The organism is Shewanella electrodiphila (assembly GCF_023283985.1).
GTDB lineage: Bacteria > Pseudomonadota > Gammaproteobacteria > Enterobacterales > Shewanellaceae > Shewanella > Shewanella electrodiphila.
In genome coordinates, this window is sequence record NZ_JAKIKU010000002.1 from 373,367 (window position 1) to 394,933 (window position 21,567).

At 39.7% G+C, this 21,567-nt stretch carries 19 protein-coding genes; 11 read left to right on the plus strand and 8 right to left on the minus strand.

All coding sequences use genetic code 11. The annotated features are described in order from the left end of the window. Positions 1–47 precede the first annotated feature (47 nt). The 7 genes from L2737_RS05170 to L2737_RS05200 all read left to right on the plus strand — a co-directional run bounded on the left by L2737_RS05170 (position 48) and on the right by L2737_RS05200 (position 10,303). Complete coding sequence (locus L2737_RS05170) at positions 48–893, plus strand: SAM-dependent methyltransferase (RefSeq protein WP_248954994.1); 846 nt, start codon at positions 48–50, stop codon at positions 891–893. Between the two features lie 28 nt (positions 894–921). Next, complete coding sequence (locus L2737_RS05175) at positions 922–1,128, plus strand: hypothetical protein (RefSeq protein ID WP_153913335.1); 207 nt, start codon at positions 922–924, stop codon at positions 1,126–1,128. Between the two features lie 9 nt (positions 1,129–1,137). Beyond that, positions 1,138–2,856 (plus strand): tetratricopeptide repeat-containing diguanylate cyclase, encoded by a 1,719-nt coding sequence (locus L2737_RS05180; protein ID WP_248954995.1) that lies wholly within the window; start codon positions 1,138–1,140, stop codon positions 2,854–2,856. Between the two features lie 1,507 nt (positions 2,857–4,363). Beyond that, the gene (aceB, locus tag L2737_RS05185) at positions 4,364–6,019 is read left to right on the plus strand and encodes a malate synthase A (protein ID WP_102528876.1); all 1,656 of its coding nucleotides are present in this window, start codon (positions 4,364–4,366) and stop codon (positions 6,017–6,019) included. 120 nt (positions 6,020–6,139) lie between these two features. Next, positions 6,140–7,465: an isocitrate lyase gene (aceA, locus tag L2737_RS05190; RefSeq protein WP_102528875.1), complete on the plus strand. Its 1,326-nt coding sequence runs from the start codon at positions 6,140–6,142 to the stop codon at positions 7,463–7,465. A gap of 277 nt (positions 7,466–7,742) precedes the next feature. Continuing rightward, positions 7,743–9,218, plus strand: coding sequence for an HDOD domain-containing protein (locus L2737_RS05195; RefSeq protein WP_428848372.1), 1,476 nt, complete (start codon positions 7,743–7,745; stop codon positions 9,216–9,218). A 176-nt stretch (positions 9,219–9,394) separates the two neighbouring features. Next, on the plus strand, positions 9,395–10,303 hold the full coding sequence (locus L2737_RS05200; protein WP_248954997.1) for an alpha/beta hydrolase: 909 nt from the start codon (positions 9,395–9,397) through the stop codon (positions 10,301–10,303). Positions 10,304–10,484: 181 nt separating this feature from the next. On the opposite strand, the gene L2737_RS05205 is transcribed toward L2737_RS05200, so the two are convergent. The 4 genes from L2737_RS05205 to L2737_RS05220 form a co-directional block, all read right to left on the minus strand. After that, positions 10,485–10,961: a nuclear transport factor 2 family protein gene (locus L2737_RS05205; RefSeq protein WP_248954998.1), complete on the minus strand. Its 477-nt coding sequence runs from the start codon at positions 10,959–10,961 to the stop codon at positions 10,485–10,487. Between the two features lie 46 nt (positions 10,962–11,007). After that, positions 11,008–11,832, minus strand: a complete 825-nt coding sequence (locus L2737_RS05210; RefSeq protein WP_248954999.1) for a M90 family metallopeptidase — start codon at positions 11,830–11,832, stop codon at positions 11,008–11,010. 254 nt (positions 11,833–12,086) lie between these two features. Further along, positions 12,087–12,488, minus strand: coding sequence for a CopG family transcriptional regulator (locus L2737_RS05215; RefSeq protein WP_229372317.1), 402 nt, complete (start codon positions 12,486–12,488; stop codon positions 12,087–12,089). Then, positions 12,448–13,194: an AAA family ATPase gene (locus L2737_RS05220; protein WP_102528870.1), complete on the minus strand. Its 747-nt coding sequence runs from the start codon at positions 13,192–13,194 to the stop codon at positions 12,448–12,450. Before L2737_RS05220 ends, L2737_RS05215 begins: the two co-directional genes overlap by 41 nt. A 717-nt stretch (positions 13,195–13,911) precedes the next feature. Here L2737_RS05220 and L2737_RS05225 point away from each other — a divergent pair. Then, positions 13,912–14,124, plus strand: a complete 213-nt coding sequence (locus L2737_RS05225) for a DUF3820 family protein (RefSeq protein ID WP_055025682.1) — start codon at positions 13,912–13,914, stop codon at positions 14,122–14,124. Positions 14,125–14,155: 31 nt separating this feature from the next. On the opposite strand, the gene L2737_RS05230 is transcribed toward L2737_RS05225, so the two are convergent. The 4 genes from L2737_RS05230 to L2737_RS05245 form a co-directional block, all read right to left on the minus strand. Further along, positions 14,156–14,665 carry a GNAT family N-acetyltransferase gene (locus tag L2737_RS05230; protein WP_248955000.1) on the minus strand — a complete coding sequence of 170 codons (510 nt, stop codon included), beginning with the start codon at positions 14,663–14,665 and terminating at the stop codon, positions 14,156–14,158. A 138-nt stretch (positions 14,666–14,803) separates the two neighbouring features. Beyond that, positions 14,804–15,106 carry an NrfJ gene (locus tag L2737_RS05235; RefSeq protein WP_102528868.1) on the minus strand — a complete coding sequence of 101 codons (303 nt, stop codon included), beginning with the start codon at positions 15,104–15,106 and terminating at the stop codon, positions 14,804–14,806. Between the two features lie 229 nt (positions 15,107–15,335). Then, on the minus strand, positions 15,336–17,084 hold the full coding sequence (locus L2737_RS05240) for a bifunctional metallophosphatase/5'-nucleotidase (protein ID WP_248955118.1): 1,749 nt from the start codon (positions 17,082–17,084) through the stop codon (positions 15,336–15,338). 183 nt (positions 17,085–17,267) lie between these two features. Continuing rightward, positions 17,268–18,446: a CNNM domain-containing protein gene (locus L2737_RS05245; protein ID WP_248955002.1), complete on the minus strand. Its 1,179-nt coding sequence runs from the start codon at positions 18,444–18,446 to the stop codon at positions 17,268–17,270. 169 nt (positions 18,447–18,615) lie between these two features. Here L2737_RS05245 and rlmN point away from each other — a divergent pair, with 169 nt between their 5' ends. Genes rlmN through L2737_RS05260 form a run of 3 tightly spaced genes read left to right on the plus strand, consistent with a single transcriptional unit; the run spans position 18,616 to position 21,559 of the window. Next, entirely contained in the window at positions 18,616–19,737 is a 1,122-nt protein-coding gene (gene rlmN / locus L2737_RS05250) for a dual-specificity RNA methyltransferase RlmN (RefSeq protein ID WP_102528865.1), read from the plus strand. A 35-nt stretch (positions 19,738–19,772) separates the two neighbouring features. Further along, a complete protein-coding gene (gene pilW, locus L2737_RS05255; RefSeq protein WP_102528864.1) occupies positions 19,773–20,555 on the plus strand; it encodes a type IV pilus biogenesis/stability protein PilW in 783 nt (260 codons plus the stop codon). Next, complete coding sequence (locus tag L2737_RS05260; RefSeq protein WP_248955003.1) at positions 20,555–21,559, plus strand: RodZ domain-containing protein; 1,005 nt, start codon at positions 20,555–20,557, stop codon at positions 21,557–21,559. The genes pilW and L2737_RS05260 overlap by 1 nt, the downstream gene beginning before the upstream one ends. The last annotated feature ends 8 nt before the right edge of the window (positions 21,560–21,567 follow it).

Genomic DNA, 21,567 nt, shown 5'->3' on the forward strand with positions numbered 1-21,567 from the left:
CGTGCTTAATATTCGCTCTAATTTGACAAAAAGAATAATGATTAACGATGTCATCAAAAGAAACTAAAAAAAATCAACAATCACTGGCACCTCAAAAATCAGCAGGTAAGGTGACATTTGTAGGTACCGGTCTGCAACTAGCTGGGCAGATCAGTGTATTAAGTAAAAGCTACATTGAAAATGCAGATATCATTTTTTCGCTGGTTCCTGATGGGTTTACTGAACGTTGGCTAGTTAGTTTAAATGCTAATCATCACTCACTTCAGCCTTATTATGCCCAAAAAGGTGAAGTAAAAAATCGCCGTGATACTTATGCGCAAATGGTCGATGCAATACTCGAACAAGTACGTCTTGGCTTAAACGTGGTTGTTGCCTTGTATGGCCACCCTGGCGTTTTTGCTTGTGTGTCGCATTTATCGATTAAGCAGGCGAGATTAGAAGGTTATCAAGCTGAAATGCTGCCAGGTATTTCTGCAGAATCGTGCCTATGGGCTGATTTAGGTATAGATCCTGGCACTTCCGGACATCAAAGCTACGAAGCCACTCAATTTATGCTGTATCAGCATATTCCTAACCCTAAGACCCATCTACTCCTGTGGCAAATATCGTTAGCTGGCGAACATACGTTAACTGAATTTTCGACAACATCAGAGCGGTTAGAGATCTTAGTTGAGCATCTATCACAGTGGTATCCGCGTGAGCATGAGGTAGTCATTTACGAAGCTGCTACCTTACCTCATTTAAAACCTAGAATTGAACGTTTCAACCTTGAGCAGTTGCCTCATGTTGAACTCAGCACCATTAGTACATTATTAATACCTCCCTCGGAGCAATTAGCTTTAAATTTCGACATATTAAAGCGCCTTGGGATTGAAGCTTGCGATATTGGATAAACCTTTCAACACTAAAATGGAAATTACTATGTCAAAACTTAGCTCTTTTTTAACGGATTTAAGCTCGGATGCAAAATTAAAACAAGCCTATGAAAGCTCGCCTGAAAAAGTCATGCAGGATTACGGCTTGAGTAAAGAAGAACAAGAAGCTGTAATGTCATGCGATGAAGGTAAAGTCTGTGCATTAATTGGGGATGTTGATAAATCTAAAATATTGTTTGTTCATCATTCCTAGGCTAATGGCTTGAAATTTATATTATTGATTTTGTTTTTTCTAAGTCCTTTTGCTTTTGCCAATACTGACCAGCAAATTGATATAGAGTTATCGCAATTAGAAAAAACGATGAAAACTTCCCCTGATGAAGGGGAAGTGCTTTTTAGTGCCTTACATGATAAAAGCTCAATTTTAAATAATGACCAGCTTGCTAGGTTATGGATGATCGATGCCCAAAGACAAATAATGATAGGCAATTTTGAGACTGCACTTATTCGCCTAGATGATGTACAAAAAGTGGCAACAGATAGAATATTATTAACCCAATCTTATATGTATAAGGTCACTTCATATATAGGGCTCGAAAATTACACTTCTGCATTTATTGAATTAAGAAAGAACCTTGAACGAGTAGAAACCTACCAAGATCTAGAATTAAAACTAGAGTCATATTTACGCATTTTAAATGTATACCTAGACATGGATGCATATAAAGAAAGTAAACGAATTTCTGAGAAACTATTGGACTTGAATAAACAGCAGTCACCTAAAAGCCATTGCTATGGGCTTGTAGGACTAGGCTACAGCAATTTGAATTTGAGACTCTACCAAGAAGCTACCTCCACTTTTGACGAAGCATACGCTTATTGTCAAACTCACGAGTTTTCTCTTGTTGGGGCTATGGCTCTAAAAGGGTTAGCTGAAATCAACCTGGAAATGAGTGAATATAGTAAAGCTAAAGAGCAGTTGGAAACTGCTTTAATTGTTTATCAAAGATTCAATTTCAGCTACGAACTATCAAGGACAAACGCACTATTAGCGATAGTCCACTATCATATTAAAGAATTCGAAACCGCTACCCATTATGCTGAATTGGTCAATGCGCTACCCAATGATTCTATTTATATGTTACCTAAGAGAAAAGTAAGTGAAATATTATCAATGCTTGCTAATCGACAAGGTAGATATAAAGAAGCTTATCAATATCAGGTTCTAGCTCATGCCTTAGATATGCAGATAATCAATGAGAAAAAAGTAAAAGAAAATGCCTACCAAATGGTTAAGTTCGATTCTGCAGAGAAAACTCGTGAACTGAACCAACTCGTACAAGATCATGAGATGATTGCTAAGCAGCGTAGTATGTTGAATAACGAAAAAAGCTCTTCTTTTATGTTCTCAACGGTATTAGTCGGCACGGTGGCTTTTTTGAGTTTGATGTTGTCAGCAGCTTGGATGCAGCGAAATCAATTCCGTAAACAAGCGCAAATAGATGCGTTGACAGGTTTATATAATCGAGGCGCAGGCATCGAAAAAGCTGAGAATGAATTTATTCAAGTGCAAGCTCAGCAAGGCAGTATTAGTGTCATTGTTATTGATTTAGATTGGTTTAAAAAAATTAATGATAGTTACGGCCATGCTACTGGTGACTGGGCGTTAAAAAAGGTGGCTGATACGATTACTGAACATAAACGTGCCAGTGACATTGTTTGCCGTTTAGGTGGCGAAGAATTTGCGATCTTTATGCCGTTCACTGATATTGATTTTGCATATGAATGCGCGCAAAGCTTGTGTACAGCATTTGCTAATATCAATACTCGTTACTCTGGTCATCAATTTACGATTACAGGTAGTTTTGGGGTGAGTGATTTAACTAACGATGACTTAAGCTTAGACCCTATATTAAATCGTGCAGATAACGCGCTCTATAAAGCGAAATCTGAAGGTCGAAATCGAGTAGTTAAGTCTTAAGTAAGGCATGTCTCTTTTTAAATATCAGTGTCGTGCTTAGTTCTCATATCAAAACAAATCCAAACAACCTATAGCTGTTTCAATTATTTTCTATTCTTAATGCGAGTTATTCATAAATAGCACTGCTATCTATCGTTTTTATTGTGGCAATGTTGGCTGTTACTGCATTACTTACCTTCATACTTTCTTGTTGCTGCCTATTTCTTGATTCCAGACTTTTGGTTCTTGCGTATAGATTCTTGTGTATTGATTCTTTGGGTTAGTATTGTGAGCTGTGAGCTGTGAGCTGTGAGCTGTGAGCTGTGAGCTGTGAGCTTTGTGCCTGTCAGAGGACTATGGTTCGTACTCACTTAATCACTTAATCACTTAATCAATCAGTCACTCAATCTAAGACACAAGTATTCAGAGTATTGCCTTTCAATGCTTTCGCTTGGGGGGGGGCTGTTGTAAGCATTCAAAACAAGAGCTATGAATTATCATTTGGCTATTTCTTTAACTATTCATTTAATTATTCATTTAACTATTCATTTAACTATTCATTTGACCACTAATTTACTTATTGTTGATCATGAAAGCTCGGTTACAACCGCTAGCTGTGTTCGCTCATCCATATGCAGGCTAGCTATTAATGTCTGATTATTCCCATCATGTTTGCTACCCCCCGCACTAAGTCTTCAACTAACGCTTCAATTAACGCTTTAGTTAATTATACGCCCTCTGAATTAGCCTCATATTCTCCTAAGTCATAAGTTGAGGGGGAATATATGGTTGAAGCGTGCAGTTAATCCTTCTAGTCACTGCGGTGTTTTTGATGGTTTTTCAGCTCAAAAATCGAAAAATGACAGTTTTTTTACTTTTTAATAAAAAAAATCGATTTATTTTCATTGAAACCAAGAAATTCTGTGATGTTGATCGGGCAACATCGGTCAAGCTCTAGAGTAATTATTCTACTATTGCTATTTCGTTAACGTAAACGTCAATTTAAAACACTTGTTTGAATTTGCTTTTGGAGGGGCTTTATCTATGTCATTGTTTTTAATCATTTAGGTTGCTTTACCTTTAGGTTAGTTCAAAACAAAAGCTTGATTCTACTTTGGTATAAATACATAAAATTAGAGTAAATTAAAATTTACACCATGTTTTTTTATTACCTTTTAAATTACCTTTTGTGACGTCTGGTTAAGTTGTAAGACAATTTACCATTAAGATTATGTTAAAAGTTTGTCATATTTAAAAGTTCATTTAAAACATATGCTTGGGTGTTTGTGCGGCTTGGTAATACCAATTTATCTTCATGTTTTTGATTGTTTTTAGGTCATTTCAAGCTGTTGCAAATGCAAACGTTTCTGGTTAGGTTTTAGTACGAAACAAACATTTGGTGGTTAAATTTTGGCAGGTTTGTTTTGGAGATAGAGAAATAGAGCGCAACCCGCTTTCATCTATAAAGTCATGCTTAATGTGCAGGCTTCTCTCTTTTTAAAACTGACTTATGCTCAAGGGGCTTAATATGACAGCAGAACAATTAGTGGCTAAATATGCTAAATCGCAGCCAAGTGCTGATACTGAATTACCAACAAGCGCAGAACTTGCGTTAATTGGTCCAAAGGTCCCTGGCCAAGAAACAATCTTTAATGATGGCGCGCTTTCTTTACTTGCTGCGCTGTGTGAAGAGTTTAATGAAGAAGTACCTGAGCTGCTGAGTAAGCGTAAACAAAAGCAGCAACGCATTGATAATGGTGAGCTTCCAGATTTTTTGCCAGAAACTCGCGCTATTCGTGATGGTGAGTGGAGCATTCGTGGCATGCCAGAAGATCTCACTGACCGTAGAGTGGAAATTACCGGTCCTGTAGATCGTAAAATGATTATTAATGCCCTGAACGCCAACGTGAAAGTATTCATGGCAGATTTTGAAGATTCATTAGCACCTAGTTGGGAAAAGGTGGTTCAAGGTCAAATTAACCTACGTGATGCTGTTCGAGGCGATATCAGTTTTACAGCAGAAAACACGGGTAAGCATTACACCTTAGATGAAGATCCAGCTGTATTAATTTGCCGCGTTCGTGGTCTGCATTTAAAAGAGAAACATGTTGAATTTAAAGGCGAAGCTATCCCTGGTGGATTATTTGATTTCGCAATGTACTTTTATCACAACTACCACCAGTTATTAGCTAAAGGTAGTGGCCCTTATTTCTATATCCCAAAACTTGAAAGCCATGTTGAGGCTCGCTGGTGGGCAAAAGTATTCGCTTTTGTTGAAGAACGTTTTTGTTTAAAGCCTGGCACCATCAAATGTACTTGTTTGATTGAAACATTGCCTGCGGTATTCGAGATGGACGAAATCCTCTACGAACTTCGTTCAAATATTGTGGCTTTGAACTGTGGACGTTGGGATTACATCTTTAGCTATATCAAAACACTTAATAAACATGCCGATCGTGTTTTACCCGATAGACAGGCTGTGACCATGGATACGCCTTTCTTAAGTGCCTATTCACGCTTACTGATTAAGACTTGTCATAAACGTGGCGCATTAGCGATGGGCGGCATGGCGGCATTAATTCCGGCTAAAACAGCTGAAGAAAATGAAATCATCTTACAAAAGGTTAAAGGCGATAAGGAGCTAGAGGCTCGCAATGGTCATGATGGCACTTGGGTTGCCCATCCAGGTCTTGCTGATACCGCAATGACCATCTTTAACGACTACATCGGTACTGGTACTAACCAATTACATATTACTCGTGATGTTGATGCACCCATTTTAGCTGATGAGCTACTAGCACCTTGTGCTGGTGAGCGAACAGAAGCTGGGATGCGCTTAAATATTCGAATCGCGCTGCAATACATTGAAGCATGGATCCAAGGTAATGGCTGTGTGCCGATTTACGGCTTAATGGAAGATGCAGCAACCGCAGAAATTTCACGTACTTCTATTTGGCAATGGATTCAACACGAAAAATCATTATCAAACGGAAAGTTAGTCACAAAAGCATTGTTCAAAAGCATGCTCAGCGAAGAGCTTGGCACAGTAGAGCAAGAGCTTGGCAGCGAAAGATTTAACCAAGGTAAGTTTAATCAAGCGGCGGGTTTGTTTGATGAAATTACCACTTCAGATGAGCTGGTTGATTTCTTAACTTTACCAGGTTACGAGCTACTAACTGCTTAGTTTTAAAGAGTTCAACAAGCTGTAACAAGCTTAATAGATAGAAATGGTATGACACATTGGGGTGTGAATACCGACATTAAATAGCATAACAAAACGAATTACACAGGAAGGAGTAACACTATGTCTAACACTAATAAGCAACTAACTCGTCAAGAACAGATTGATGCGATTAAGAAGGATTGGGCTGAAAACCCACGTTGGAAAGGTGTTAAGCGTCCGTTTACTGCAGAAGAAGTCGTCAAGTTACGTGGTTCGGTTGTGCCTGAGAATACCATCGCACAGCGTGGTGCTGAAAAACTTTGGAGCCTAATTAATGGCGGTGCAAAGAAAGGTTATGTGAACTCTTTAGGCGCATTAACAGGTGGTCAAGCAGTACAACAAGCTAAAGCGGGTATTGAAGCTATTTATCTTTCAGGTTGGCAGGTAGCAGCTGATGCTAACTTAGCGGGCACTATGTACCCAGATCAGTCTTTATACCCTGCAAACTCAGTACCTGCTGTAGTGGGACGTATTAATAATTCATTCCGTCGTGCTGACCAAATTCAGTGGGGCAAAGAAGTGAATCCAGGTGATGAAAATTACACAGATTATTTCTTACCGATTGTTGCTGATGCAGAAGCTGGTTTTGGTGGCGTACTGAATGCATTTGAGCTAATGAAATCAATGATTGATGCCGGCGCTGCGGGTGTTCACTTTGAAGACCAGTTAGCGTCAGTTAAAAAATGTGGTCACATGGGCGGTAAAGTATTAGTCCCTACACAAGAAGCGGTTCAAAAGTTAGTTGCTGCACGTTTAGCGGCTGATGTAAGCGGTGTTGAAACACTGGTAATTGCACGTACCGATGCTAACGCAGCTGATTTAATGACATCAGACTGCGATGCCTATGACCGTGACTTTGTGACTGGTGAGCGAACTGAAGAAGGCTTTTACCGTGTTAATGCGGGTATCGACCAAGCTATTTCTCGCGGCCTAGCTTACGCACCTTATGCTGATTTGATTTGGTGTGAAACGGCTAAACCATGTCTTGAAGAAGCAAAGAAATTTGCTGATGCAATTCATGCACAGTACCCAGACCAATTACTCGCTTATAACTGTTCACCTTCATTTAACTGGAAGAAGAACTTGGACGATGCAACGATTGCGAAGTTCCAACAAGAACTTTCGAACATGGGCTACAAGTACCAGTTCATTACGTTAGCGGGCATTCATAACATGTGGTACAACATGTTCGATTTAGCTTATGACTATGCACGTGGTGAAGGTATGAAGCACTATGTTGAAAAAGTACAAGAAGTTGAATTTGCAGCAGCTGAAAAAGGCTACACATTCGTATCGCATCAGCAAGAAGTGGGTACTGGTTACTTTGACCAAGTCACTACTTGTATTCAAGGCGGTAAGTCATCAGTGACAGCGTTAACAGGCTCTACTGAAGAAGAACAGTTTTAATCGTTTTTAACTTTGTAACAGTTTAGCTGCTTTGCAGCTGATTTACCCCGGTGTTACTCACCTACAGGTTTCATCGGGTTTTTATCCAGTATTCGGAATATTAGCGAAAGCTAGCAGTGGTTCTTAATGCGAGGATTTTTAACTTCCTACCCAGTAAGTTTTCAACCATTCGCTTGTGTTGCGGCTCTTCGGAGCCGTTTTTTTTTGCAAAAAATAATGAGTTTATTGTTATTAAAAGGTTATAGTAAAAATACTGTCATAATTGATGAGTATGTACTTGAAAACCTCACTACCCATAACAAAAGGTGTCGATTACTGGACTAAACGTATTAGTGATCAAGAAATGCCTGCTTTATGTTCCACTATTAGAGACTTAGAGAAACTTGCTAAGGATGATGTGTCTTCATTAGCGTCTCTTGGTCGAAGTGTTATGCACGATAATGCCTTAACCACGCGTATTTTACGGGTTGCCAATAGTGCTATTTATAATAAAGGTACTAGCCATGTGACTACTGTTAGCCGTGCAGCAGTTGTGCTCGGCTTTGATACCATTCGTAATATCTGCATTACCGCCAAACTGCTAACGAGCCTATTAGAAAATCATAACCTTTCCGAATCCGTGTATCAGCGTTTAATCAAATTGATGGCGCACTCATTTCAATCGGCAATGATTTCGAGAGTGATGCTCAAAGATTATGATGAAGCCTTGCGTGAAGAGGTGTTTATCGCCTCTTTATTATATCGAATCGGGGAAAGTGCTTTTTGGAGTATTGGCGGTGATTTTGTTGATCATTTAGATCAAGCCTTATTAGCGTGTGACTCGCCCAAGCAGCAGAAAGTTATCGTCAGGGAAAAACTTGGTACCTCGTTCTCGCAGTTAACGCAAAGCATTGCTAGAGCTTGGGGCTTAGGGGATGTGCTCACCACATCTTTGTCACACCCTGATGAAAGAATGCCTGAAATTCGCAGTATATTTTTAGCTAACGAAATTACAGATGCTTTGAATCAGCCCCATGTAAATGCTGAAAAGCTAAATGAATTATTAACTGCCGCTGCTGAAATTCAAAATATCAGTTTAGAGCAATGTAAAGCGCGACTGAGTCGCTGTGCTGAAGCAACGATACGTTTAGCTGAAGATTATGGAGCCATTGAACTCGTTCAACACTTGCCAGATACAGCAGAAATAATATCGACATTAGATAAGCCTGAACCTTTACAGCAGTTTAGAGAAGCTAATTTGGTTCTTCAACTGAAAAAATTACGTGAGCTGACAGAGTTTGCGATTCACAAAGCCGATTTTAATCAAGTTGTGCAAACAACTTTAGAAGGGGTTTTAGACGGTGTAGGAGTTGATCGCTGCGCAGTGATGTTACTGTCTCCTAATCGAAAACAACTATCACCACGGATTGCTTTTGGTGATGATGCGGATAAATTCAAGCAACAACTTTTAATTGAAATGTCAGGCGACAGTAATCCATTTTTGCAAAGCATAAACAGTAAAAAGGCGAAGTGGTTGCACGAGTTTGATGAAAGAGCACCTGCTGATATGGATGCTTTTATTGGTTCAGATTTTGACTTAAGCCAGTTTAAACATGGTTTTGTGGTTGCGCCCATTGTCGTTAATGATAAAGCGATTGGTTTGTTTTATGCGGACAAACAATTTTCTGCAAGGCAGCTTACTCAACAAGATTTTGATAGCTTTTGTCATTTAACTCAATTGGCCAATCTTTGCTTTGGGCTTACGGTAAAGTAACAAATATTCACTTAAACTCACATATCAACAGGTTTGTTTTTTAGGCATTTTACCCACAGTGATTGTTCTTTTGATGGGGATTGCTGCTGTGAAACTGCTTAAACATGAGCTTGATTTTACACACGAACTTAGTTATAAACATGAGCTTGATTTTACACACGAGGTTAGTTTTAAACATGAAAATGCTTTCAAATAATGGCTTTAATTCCTTTTGTCGTCGTTCGACTCTTTACCGTTTTCTAGTGTGCTGCAGCTTATTGTGCAGCCTTATTACCTCATTTCACCTCACCGCTTCAGCATCTGAATTAACGCTTAATCCACCACAAGCTTCTCAAGCACTTGAGATTATGGATACTGCTCGAAATAGATTAATTCCTGTTGAGTTATATCATCCTTCATCTAAGTTTGCTTGTACGCCAGATAAACCATGCCCTGTGGTTATTCTAAGTTCTGGGTATGGATTGTTGCATACGGATTATCAATTCATTAGCCATTTCTTTCAGCAACATGGCTCGCTAGTTATTGCGGTTCGTCATGAGTTACCGTCAGATCCTTCGTTGTCAGGTATTCAGCCATTTATGGACACACGATCTGAAAATTGGCAGCGCGGCGCAAATACTTTGGATTTCATTCACGAGTACTTTAGCGGTGATGAGCTTCATGCTGAAGCTCATCATTATGCAAACTATGACTTTAATCATATCACCCTGGTGGGTCACTCTAATGGCGGCGATATTTCAGCTTGGTTAGCTGATTACGGTGTTGTTAGCAACAAATCAAAGCTAAATGCTGCAGGGGCAAACAAAAGCACAAATAAACAGGTGCAATATGTTGCTCGTATTATTACGTTAGATCATCGCAGAGTGGCTCTGCCAAGAAGTCCTGATATTGAAGTGTTATCTATACGAGCAAGTGATTATCCTGCAGATGAAGGTGTGCTTCCTGGCGTTGATGAAGATGCAGCAAATATTTCTGTAGTCACGATTGAAAAAGCCAGACACAACGATATGAATGATTATGGGCCTGAATGGTTAAAAAACGAGATAGTACGTATCATCGCTAAGCAGTTTTATAATGCAGAATAAGCCCAAGCTATAAACTAAAGCTATTAACTAAAGCCATAAACTAAAGCTATTAACTAAAGCTATAAACTAAAGCTATTAACAAAAAAACTGCCAATAATGATGGCCAACGGGTTAATGCCATTGGCCATCATGACAAATAGTATTCTGGGCTTATTAACCAGCAACTATTAATCTACTCCTATTATCCTGCTCCTATAAGCTTGGCTACGGCCTTAGCATTTTCATTAGGGATAGCAATGCTTAAGTGGTATTGCACAATCTTCCAACCATTTTCAGTGAGTTGCAATGCACCTGTACCGCGGCATAAACCGTAACTTGCACTATGCAGTAACTCATCAAATACGATGGTATTGTCAAATTGTAATAACTGGCGAGATTTGACCTCATATTGCCATCCATCAGTGGGTCTTGCATAACCTGCAAACTGGCTCATATCCCACCGCTCAGTCGCATCGGTACCAAGAAAAACGGCGCTCTCATCATAAAGTGAAAAGTAGCTATCCCAATTAGCATCACTGGCATCTTGATGGAGTTTATCTAATAAAGTATCGGCTTGCTGTCTCGACTCAACTGAAATCGTGTCATTGGCTTCTGCTGGAAGTGATGACATAACCCATAAACTGCTGGTTAATAGAAAGGTAAGAAGCGCTTTTTGCATGGAAATTCCTTGTTGTATTTTTATACTAAATCAACTCAGTATGGCACTAGTGCCAGTTGATGGGGTCAAGCTGATAAAACTGGCTTAACTCTTTATAAAGCAAATTGTGTCGTTGGTAAAATTCATGGGGTTTTTCAAAGAAGGTCTCGCTAATAACGGCAAAAAACTCAGCAGGGTTAGTCGCGCCATAATAGTTAAACAATGAGGGGACTTGTTGTTTTGCACAGTGTTGTAGGTTTTCAAACTCCTGACCTAACACCTTCGACCAGGTTGAATAATTTGTAATGTCTCGCAAAGGTGGCGCACCGTTCGCTTGGCCATTTTCTTGATCGAGTTGATGTGCGAATTCATGAATCACGACATTTTGACCATCAAATGGATCAGCGGCACCATCAAGAGTGCTTTTCCAGGATAATATAATTTTTCCATTCCCCCATGATTCACCGAGTAAAACATTACGTTGATTAGATTCAACTCCAGCAAAGTCAGTGCCTCTTTTCTCGACAATAAAGGCATATGGATATACTAAAATCTGTTTCAGTTTTGGGTAAAAGTTCGTTTTACGATTGAGTAGTAGTAAGCATGCCTGAGCCGCAATGGTGACTTTGACTTCATCTGTAATCTCAAAGCCGTCACAGCCAACAAATTCCTTTTCTGCAATAAACACTTGAATGTGTTTTTTAAGTTGCAGTTGAAGATCGGTTGGCATCGCTTTGAAATAAGGGAATCGACGCTTAAGTATGTTTCGCCACGCTTTAGGAAATGGTTGCAGCGTTATTTTTTCTCTATGACGCTGAGTTCGCATTGGCTTGGACACAATAAGGCCAATGGCAATAATTGAAACAATGATCAAAGCCAATAGTGCAAACATATGCCCTCGTTAATAAGTAATAAGCTTAAATAGGTTATTGGGCGACTAAGTATGATTTTCAAGGGTAAGTTTAGATATAGCTAATAAAGCTAGTGTAAATTAGTCATAAAAAAACTGGCAATCAACAAAAGTTGATGCCAGCAAAGAGGGGGGAGGGATTTTTATTTTTTTAGTGCGTTACTCAAATTAATTATTGGGTAAATTCCTAGTATTTTCAGTTTATTTTTTAAATGTAGATTCCTTTAATTTGCTGACTATTTGATGTTTATGTCAGTTTCAATTGCTCGTTGTTCTTGCTCTGATAACAAAAAGTGTTGCTGGATCAGTTGTCTGATTAATTTAGATTTAGCTGAATGACTACTCAAGCTCATGGCGGTTAATTGCTCAATTGCTGCTTCACTTAATGTAAATGTGGCTCTTCTGAACGGCTTTGGTTTCCCTTTGCTTGAATCTGCATTTAGCGGTTCATTGGCTTCGGTTAACGCAAATAATTGTTCCATTGCGTGTTTATTAGAATCATCGTGCGAAAGAGTATGACGCTGTGGTTTCCCCATGGCATACAAGTTTGCTGCTTCAATAAAGTCATCAACCGACATCTGCGGCGAAAATTGTGCTTTACATGGCGTAACGTTTTTCTTGAGATCTGCTAGCCCCATAAGTCCCCCTCAGCTGCGTAACGTTTCCGGCATCATTACGTTGTTGGATAAGTTGTTCTGCATTCTCAACTTCCAGCAATTCGCAGGCAATATTGCGAATTTCGTTAGCTGCTTTTCCGCTAGGGTCTATTTCAATGACTGACAAACCAGATTCTTCACTGTCATCGTAAATGTTTCGGCTGTATGTGATTGCTTCAAGCACGTTGATATCGAAAGTGTTGCACACTTCTTTTGCTTCAAAAATTCGACCGGCTTGATTAGGTAAGCTTGGGCATTGGGTGATAACAAATGAAGCTTTCATTTTAGGATTAATCATCTTACAAGTTGCGATGATATCGTCCATGTGTTCAACGGTCTTTAAATCACGACGTTTAGGGCGTAATGGCATTAAGGCATGTGATGCCACTGAAAGTGTCGCACGAAGGGCTAAGTTATCTTGTCCGCCGCAATCGACAATGACGTAATCATAATGTTGCTCGAGACTAAGTAAGTCGTTGCGTATTTTTCCGTATAATTGCACGCAATTAATAGCAGGAAGTTCAGGATTATTGTTTCTTGCTTGGATCCAGTCTGACGTGGTTCTTTGTGGGTCACAATCAACCATGATAATGCTTGCTTTAGCATCTTTTGCGAGAAATACAGCGACATTTTGTGCAAGGCAACTTTTGCCACTACCGCCTTTTTCTCCACCGACTAATATGATCATCTTTACATCTCCTGATGGGGCAACGAGAACCACTTTATAAACACTCGTTGCAGTAATACTTAGTCAAACTTTCGGTTAAACCTTAAGTAACATTTAACCTTTATGCTATTAACTTTATGTGGTGAGTTGTAACAGGTCAATTGGCGGTAAATTGACGATAAGGCCGTTTTGACTCGCAGGTGTCTTTTTGACTTATCAGCATTATTGGCGGCTTTTTGACTGATTGGTTTTTAGCCAAAGTTGGTTAGGTGAATTGGTTGATATTGAGTGGTTTAGGGCGTTAAAACATTGACGCTGTCATTTTGTGATTCAATTACACAGAAAAATGGATAGGCGAACAAGCTTATTTAATAGCTAAAAAGTATTATAGGGTTAGTTTATATTTCTAAATGTTATATTTAAAATGGAGATAAAAATGCAGTTATCAATGTGGATCTTCTCATGTAGCTTGTTTAGCGTTAACCAAACAGCAATAATTTAGTGAGTTTGTTGCAGTAAACCTGAGCTGTATTAGCTCAAAGCTGTGCTAATTCAAAGCTGTGCTAACTCAAAGCTGTATTTTTTCAAATCGATACTTGCTCAAATCGATACTAGCTCATATATATTTTCGAGAATCTCTAAGCTGTAGGATGAGTTAATCTATTTTATTGGCGATTATCAAGCCAAATGAATATAGCCAAAGTATAATGTGATAAAAAATGTTGGAATATAATCTAGATGAATGAAGCACTACTTTTAGAAGCAATTAATCAAAAAATGCCATTTGGTAAGTATGCTGGCAGAAAACTATTGGAATTACCGGAACCTTATTTAGTCTGGTTTCATAGCAAAGGTTTTCCTGAGGGAAAATTGGGCGAGCAGTTAGCGTTAATGTATGAAGTGAAATTGAATGGCCTAGAAGAAATGCTGCAGCCATTACTTAAAAAGTGAGTTTGTCGTTTTATATTAGTTGAGTATTAGATTACTTCAGCAGGCTTTTGGTCATATAAAAGCCATTAATGACTTGGTCTTTAGTGATTTGATAGCTTGGCTGTATTTGTTTAAAACCTTGCTTAAGGAAAAAGCCTTTCGATAAGTAAGATGCATCGACACTCAGTGATGTATAGCCTTGTGCTTGGGCCCATAATTCCAGAGTTTGATAAAGCCGATTTGCCAACCCTTGTCGCTGTAACAATGGCGATATATAAAGACTATCAATGTAGCCTCGATGATGAAAATCGGTTTCCACATTGATAACCCCCACGACATCCTCTGTTTCGCGTTGTTGAGTATCGCTGAGCATTACCCAGCTTTGACTGCGTTGCAATCTCAGTTGCCAGTGTTTTCTTGAACGAGGGGCTGTTGACCATGCGTTTAATTGCTCATGGCTATAGCGAGGATGGTCAATGTGCTGAACACTAAGGTGAACTAATTGACTGACTTTTTCAGCAAACTTTGGCTTAAACTGAACAATGGAAAAAAGATTACTCATAGGTAGATTCGGATGTTGAGTTCATAAAATTAACACAAGGTTTAAATGTCATTATCAATGATCCACTGGAACATTTAACCAAAAAAAATCGACTAATATAAATTAGCCGATTATTGATTTATCTGAAACTAAAGCGAGTTATTTCTTCTCGATTTTGCCTACAAATAATAATTCTTCAAAGGTTTTGTTTAGCGTGCTGCTGGTGAAATCATTCATCCACATTTGCTCGTTCATGCTAACAGTGTCGCCTTTAGTAATGTCAACTTGTGGGCCAGCTGCCCAGAAAGTTTTGTCTTCACCTTTAACTTGTACGTAGGTGTAGCCACCGCTGTTCATTGTGTCTAATACTTCGCCTTGGTGCATGATACCAGCAGCCCAAGCTGAAGAAACACCTAATGCTAATGTTGCAGCCGCTGCTAATTTGATTAATTTTGCTTTCATGAAATTGTTTCCTATTTGATTAGGCTAATATTTGCAATGATTCAAGTCATGAATCCACATAAAGATACATTATTAAATCATGAAGCTAGCACAGGGTCTGTGATCAGCTGCAGATTTGTGAAGTCTACATTATCATAAATAATATTAATCTTGGCTAATGTATCGTTTTTCTTATGTATCTCTATTTTTAGTTAAGCTTATTTTTAATGGCTCAATCTAAGTCTGTATTTTATCGATGGCTAATATAGTACACATTAGGTTGTAATGGGTTTTCAATTAAATTGCCATGTTGGGATACAAAATCGACAAAGGCTTCTGGCAAGGTCATAGTATTTAAATCTTGTTGCCAGTGCGCCTTGAGTAATGCGTCATAACCTTCTTTTCCTGCGGCGGTGTATGCACTTGAAACGCCGATATACAGCTTATCTTTGTCTATCTCACTCCATTGCCCTTGTCGATATTCTTCGATAAGGGTAATGCGTTGATTTTTTTCTAACTTCCCATCGTAGAAGTATCTGATCCCATAAGTATACGGAAAGCTGCCTGCGCCTGTGCCAGTGACGCCATTGTTAGTGGCAGCATTAATCGACGACTCTAGCACTTGATATAAGTATTGGCCTTGGATTTGATATTTAACTAAAGGTAGCTCAAACGGTAATATTCGCCCGAGCACATCAGCGACGGATAAGTTACCTTTATTTAATGATTGCCTTACGCCGCCTGCATTATGTAATGCAAAGTCTAATTCTGGCTCAGATAATTTAGTGGCTTTATACATACTACGGCACACCCAAGGCGCGATTTCACTGCCATGGGGGAAGTGCTTGCTGGGCAATCGAGTGTGGATCAAATCTCGTGGAATATGGGCGAGTACTTGCTCTTCGAGGGCGTTTAACGCAGGGCGATAATCCCGCATAATAGTGTCGTGTACTGCTTGGTTAGCTTCATCGCCTAATACGCCAGAGTGGGATTGTAACTGTTTGGTCACTTTGGCAATCTGTTCTGGCGTGATTTGCTTAGCCGCGTTCGCCTCAGTTGAGATTAATGAAACATCCACCTGCTCATCGAGCATAAAGTAGTTATCGCCATTAATGGCAGTACACTTGCCTTGAACGTCAAACTCTATTTCAGCAAGCCCCAACACTTCCGCATATTTACTTGCGTGAATGATAGGGGTGTGATTTATCACTTCTGCGTATTCTGTGTGGCTTAAGCCTAGGTCACTAAAATTGCCTTGCAGTGTGTGAGAGTGACCACCAACAATAACACTTATCCCGTCAACTTTTTCGGCTAACTCACGGTCTTGGTCCAGCCCTAAGTGGCTTAATATGACAATGTGATCAATACCTTGCTGTTTCAACATCGTCACGGTGTTGACTGTAGTATCAATAGCGTTAATAAAGTGAGTGTCGGGGTCGGGTCTTGCAATTAATGGCATTTGATCAAGGGTGATACCGACAATGGCAATTTTTTTGTCATAGAAAGGTTTTAACAGTACCTTGGCGCACTTTAGCTGCGGATCATAATCAAGCAACATAGGATGGTCTTTTAATCGACCTTCCTTATCGGTGACTTCCTGACTTAAATCCATATTGCCAGCTAATAGTGGAAATTCAATTCGATTTAAGAAGGCTAAAACCGGGCTGTTACCCGCATCAATTTCATGATTACCCAACACCATGGCATCAGGGTTTAACATATTTAATAAGTGCGCATTGGCAGCACCTTTAAACTCGCGAAAATATAACGTGCCCTGAAAGCTATCACCGCCATGAAGAAATAAAAATGCTTTTTGGTCATCGTGGGCTTTTTTTCTGGCAGTTTCTATTTGGTAACAGAGGCGAGCATAACCACCCGTTTTGGTTTCAGCTTGATACTCTTGGCCATCAACTGACAAATTAAATTTAATTTTGCTTGGCTCGAAATTTGAGTGGGTATCATTGATATGAGCGAGCGATAGCGTGTAATTTTTCGGCATCATTTCCTCTATATTTACAAGGGAGAAAGATTGTAGGAGTCCCTTGCTAGGTTACAAACTCGACTCTGTTCGTTTTCACCTGTGATGTACGCAGTAAAGATATTTTTTGGTCAAAAAAGGGAGCAATGCTCCCTTTATATTTGAATCAATGTTTGTCTAAAAGCCATTTTATGTCGTGTTTATTTACAGCTTTTTATCACTCGATTTTTTATCTCTAGTAAGTGGTTCACTGACTGGCTTGACAAGAGGCTTATTGTTTTGTTGAGCACCTTGTTTGGCTTGTTCAGCGACCATCGTATCTTGTTTAGAGAACTCACCATCATCAGACAATACAATGCCTTTATGCTTCATGCGAGTGCTCCATAACTTACGAGCTAATTGTTGCATATCAGTGACGGGGTCATTGGAGTCGACAATCTCCAAGCCTAGTAAGGATTCAACAATATCTTCTAAGGTAACAATACCTTCACCAGAACCATATTCATCAACAATCATGGCAATTTTGGTATTGCGCTTAATCATTAATTCGAAAATCGGTAATATCTTAGCCGTCTCAGGTATCACTAGCAGGTTCTTTTTCAATACACCGATAGATTCCTTAGGCGTATATCGTTCTGCTTGGATGATATTATTACGGTTAACGTAGCCGATAATATTATCTGGGTCATCCTGATATACCGGAATTCGGGTAAAAGGCTTAGCTAAGAATTGCGTGACAAATTCACCTTGAGATAAATGTATCGGTAATTTGAACATCACAGTTCTTGGGGTCATGATTGCAGATACTGGCATTTCTTTCACTGACAGCATTTGCGTTAAAATCGCAGATTCTTGCTTGTCTAGCTCACCTGATTGGCGGCCAATTTCTGCCATCGCACTCATTTCTTGACGGATATATTGTCCTTCGTCGCCTTTACCCATTAACTTTGTCACTTGTGATGACATCCAAATTAACGGTTTAGTGGCTCTTTCCATCCACACTAAAATGAGCGAAACCGGAGAGGCTAAAGAGCGCCAATAGTTTGCACCTAATGTTTTCGGAATAATTTCAGAAAAGAATAAAATCAAGAAGGTAAGCACACCAGAGAATACGCCGAGCATTTCATCACCAAAAACTTTTGCTGCCTGTGCGCCTGCTACTGCAGCGCCGACGGTGTGAGCTATGGTGTTTAATGTCAGAATAGAAACCAGTGGTGATTCCACATTTTGTTTCTGTTTATCAAGCCGTTTTGCAGCTTTTGGATTAGTTTTTGCCAAGTTGGCAATGTAACTAGGGGTAACAGACAGTAATACCGCTTCAAAAACACTACAAAGAAATGAGATTGCAATGGCGATAAATACTATAATGATAAGAGTTATCATAAAGGTGGAATTACACCTCCATATGGCAGACCAATATTAGTCCACGGAAATTTTAGCACAGTCGTGAAAGTATCAAAGCTTTAATGCAGTGACACTGGCGAAATTTTGTAAGGATCTGTATAATTCGCCGCCCGCTAGCAGGTTTTAGGTTTTTTTGAGGTTAGACAACATGAGTGAAAAAAAGATCAATTTATTGGATCTTGATCGAAAGGCAATGAGAGCGTTATTCACCGAAATGGGCGAAAAACCGTTCCGTGCTGATCAATTGATGAAATGGCTTTATCACTTTGGTGTTAGCGACTTCGAAGAAATGAACAACATTAACAAAGCATTACGCGCTAAATTATCGCGTAAGTGTGAAGTGGTTGCGCCAGAAATTGCCAGTTTCCAAAAGTCAGATGATGGCACGATTAAGTTCGCTATTAATGTAGGTCAAGGCCAAGAAGTTGAAACGGTTTATATACCTGAAGAAGACAGAGCGACTTTGTGTGTATCATCGCAAGTAGGCTGTGCACTAGAATGTACTTTCTGTTCAACAGGTCAGCAAGGCTTCAACCGTAACTTGACCGTGGCTGAAATCATCGGCCAAGTTTGGCGTGTATCAGAATTTTTAGGTTTCCATAAAGATACCGGTGATCGTCCTATCACTAACGTTGTGATGATGGGCATGGGTGAGCCGTTATTGAATTTAGCCAACGTCATCCCTGCGATGGACATCATGCTGGATGATTTTGGTTTTAGCTTATCAAAACGCCGCGTAACATTATCAACTTCAGGTGTGGTACCCGCGCTTGATAAGTTAGGTGATGCGATAGATGTTGCACTTGCAGTAAGTATTCATGCACCAAATGATGAATTGCGTGATGTGTTAGTGCCAGTGAATAAGAAGTACCCATTAGAAGAGTTTCTTGCGGGTATTCGTCGCTACTTAACCAAGTCAAATGCCAACCGTGGGCGCGTGACCGTAGAATATGTCATGTTAGATCATATCAACGACAGCACAGACCAAGCACATGAGCTGGCTAAGTTGATGAAAGATACACCGTGTAAAATTAACTTAATTCCATTTAACCCTTACCCTGGGTCACCATATGGTCGCTCTTCTAATTCTAGAATTGACCGTTTCTCGAAAGTATTGATGGAATATGGGTTAACCGTAATTGTACGTAAGACTCGCGGAGACGACATTGATGCTGCTTGCGGTCAATTAGCGGGTGATATTCGTGACCGAACTAAACGTATGGCGAAAAAACGCATGCAAGAAAGTGCTATTTCGGTCACAATGGATTAACTCTTTGTTTGTATAGATTAATAGGCGTAAGAAGTATGCACGGATTGCCGAAGTTTTTATTTATTGTTGCCTTATCATTACCTTTAGTGGGTTGTGTTACAGAAAGAACGTATAGTGGTACAGATATTCCAGTTTCTGAAAGGACATTGGATAAAACTTCAGCTGCGAAAGAAAGAATGCAGCTTGGTTTGACCTATTTAAAACGTGGCAACATGGAACAGGCAAAGTTTAATTTGAATCGTGCAGTTGATTATGCACCGCAATTAAGCGCAGTGCATACAGCTATGGCTTATTACTATCAAACCGTTGATGATGTAGTACGCGCAGAAGAATCTTATCGCAAAGCCATTAACACCAGCGATGCTACGGGTGATGCGATGAACAACTTTGGCGTGTTTTTATGTCAACAAGATAAATTCAGTCAAGCCGAAGTCATGTTTAAAAATGCGATTGAAGCAAAAGAATATACCCGCACCGCATCAAGCTATGAAAATTTAGGTGTGTGCAGTCTTTCTGCTGGTGAGCCTGAAAAGGCTAAGCAGTACTTTGAAAGTGCATTGCGTTACGATCCAAGAAGACAATCTACTTTGATGGAGCTGATTGATTTAGCTATCGCAGAAAGTGACTATGATGCGGCTAAAACCAATTTACAGCGGTTTCATCGTGTGGCGCAGCAAACGCCTGAAAGTTTAGCTTTAGGAATTAAAATATCGCGTGAGTTAGCAGATGATGAAGCGCTTCAACGCTATGGCATTACGTTAATCGCCAAATATCCTGCTTCAGAACAAGCGAAAGAATACAGGGCTACTTTGCATTAATGACAAATAATAAAAACGAAAACACCCATACAGATGGGAATGATGCTGACCAAATTGACTTACTAGAAGAAGTCTCAACCGCTGGGATGCTGTTACGGACAGCGCGTGAAGCAAAAAGCTTATCAGTTGAAGCCGTAGCAACACAGCTACATTTACGTCCTGGCATCATTGAAGATATTGAAAACGATAACTTTGATAATATTGCATCGGCAACTTATGCGCGCGGCTATGCAAAAAATTATGCCAAATACGTTGAGGCAGATGCTAATGCTTTGCAGCAATGTCTTGCCCAACAATTACCAGACGAAACAGCGGCAATGCAAAGTTTTTCTCGTAAGACGACTCGTGAAGCTCGTGATAGTCGTTTAACGATAGTAACTTACTTAATCATTTTCGCATTACTCGCACTGTTAGTGGTCTGGTGGGTACAAAAAGATTCATTACTCAGTGGGATTGATTTATCAAAACCTACCGCTGAAGAAGTTGCTGCGGCAAGTGTCACTGAGGTAAATCAAACTGAAGATTTATTAGAGCCAGAAATTGACCCTAAACTGGCTTATGTGGAACCGTCAGCGAATGAATCTGATATAGAGAGCAATATTCAAGCTTTGACAACCTCCTCGGATAATGCACAAGACAATGTCGACGAGACTTTGCAATCTGCCAGTGCATTAACTTCTGACGCAGCAGCAGAGCTTGCCAATGAACCTGTAGTTTCAAATGAACCTGTGATTTCAAATGAAACTGATGCACTAGCTGCAAATGATGCATTGAGCATGAGTTTTACAGCTGATTGTTGGGTTAACGTGGTTGATGCAACCGGTAAAACACTGGTTGATGGCGTTAAAGGTTCAAGCAGAATTGTTGAAGCTAAAGGCGTTGCACCGTTCAAGCTTATTTTAGGTGCCCCGCAAGTTGTAACGATTAAATTTAATGGCGAAGACATCAGTTTAGCTGATTTCTCCGAAGGCCGTGTGGCTAGGTTAACCTTACCTAGAGTGTAATGTTAATT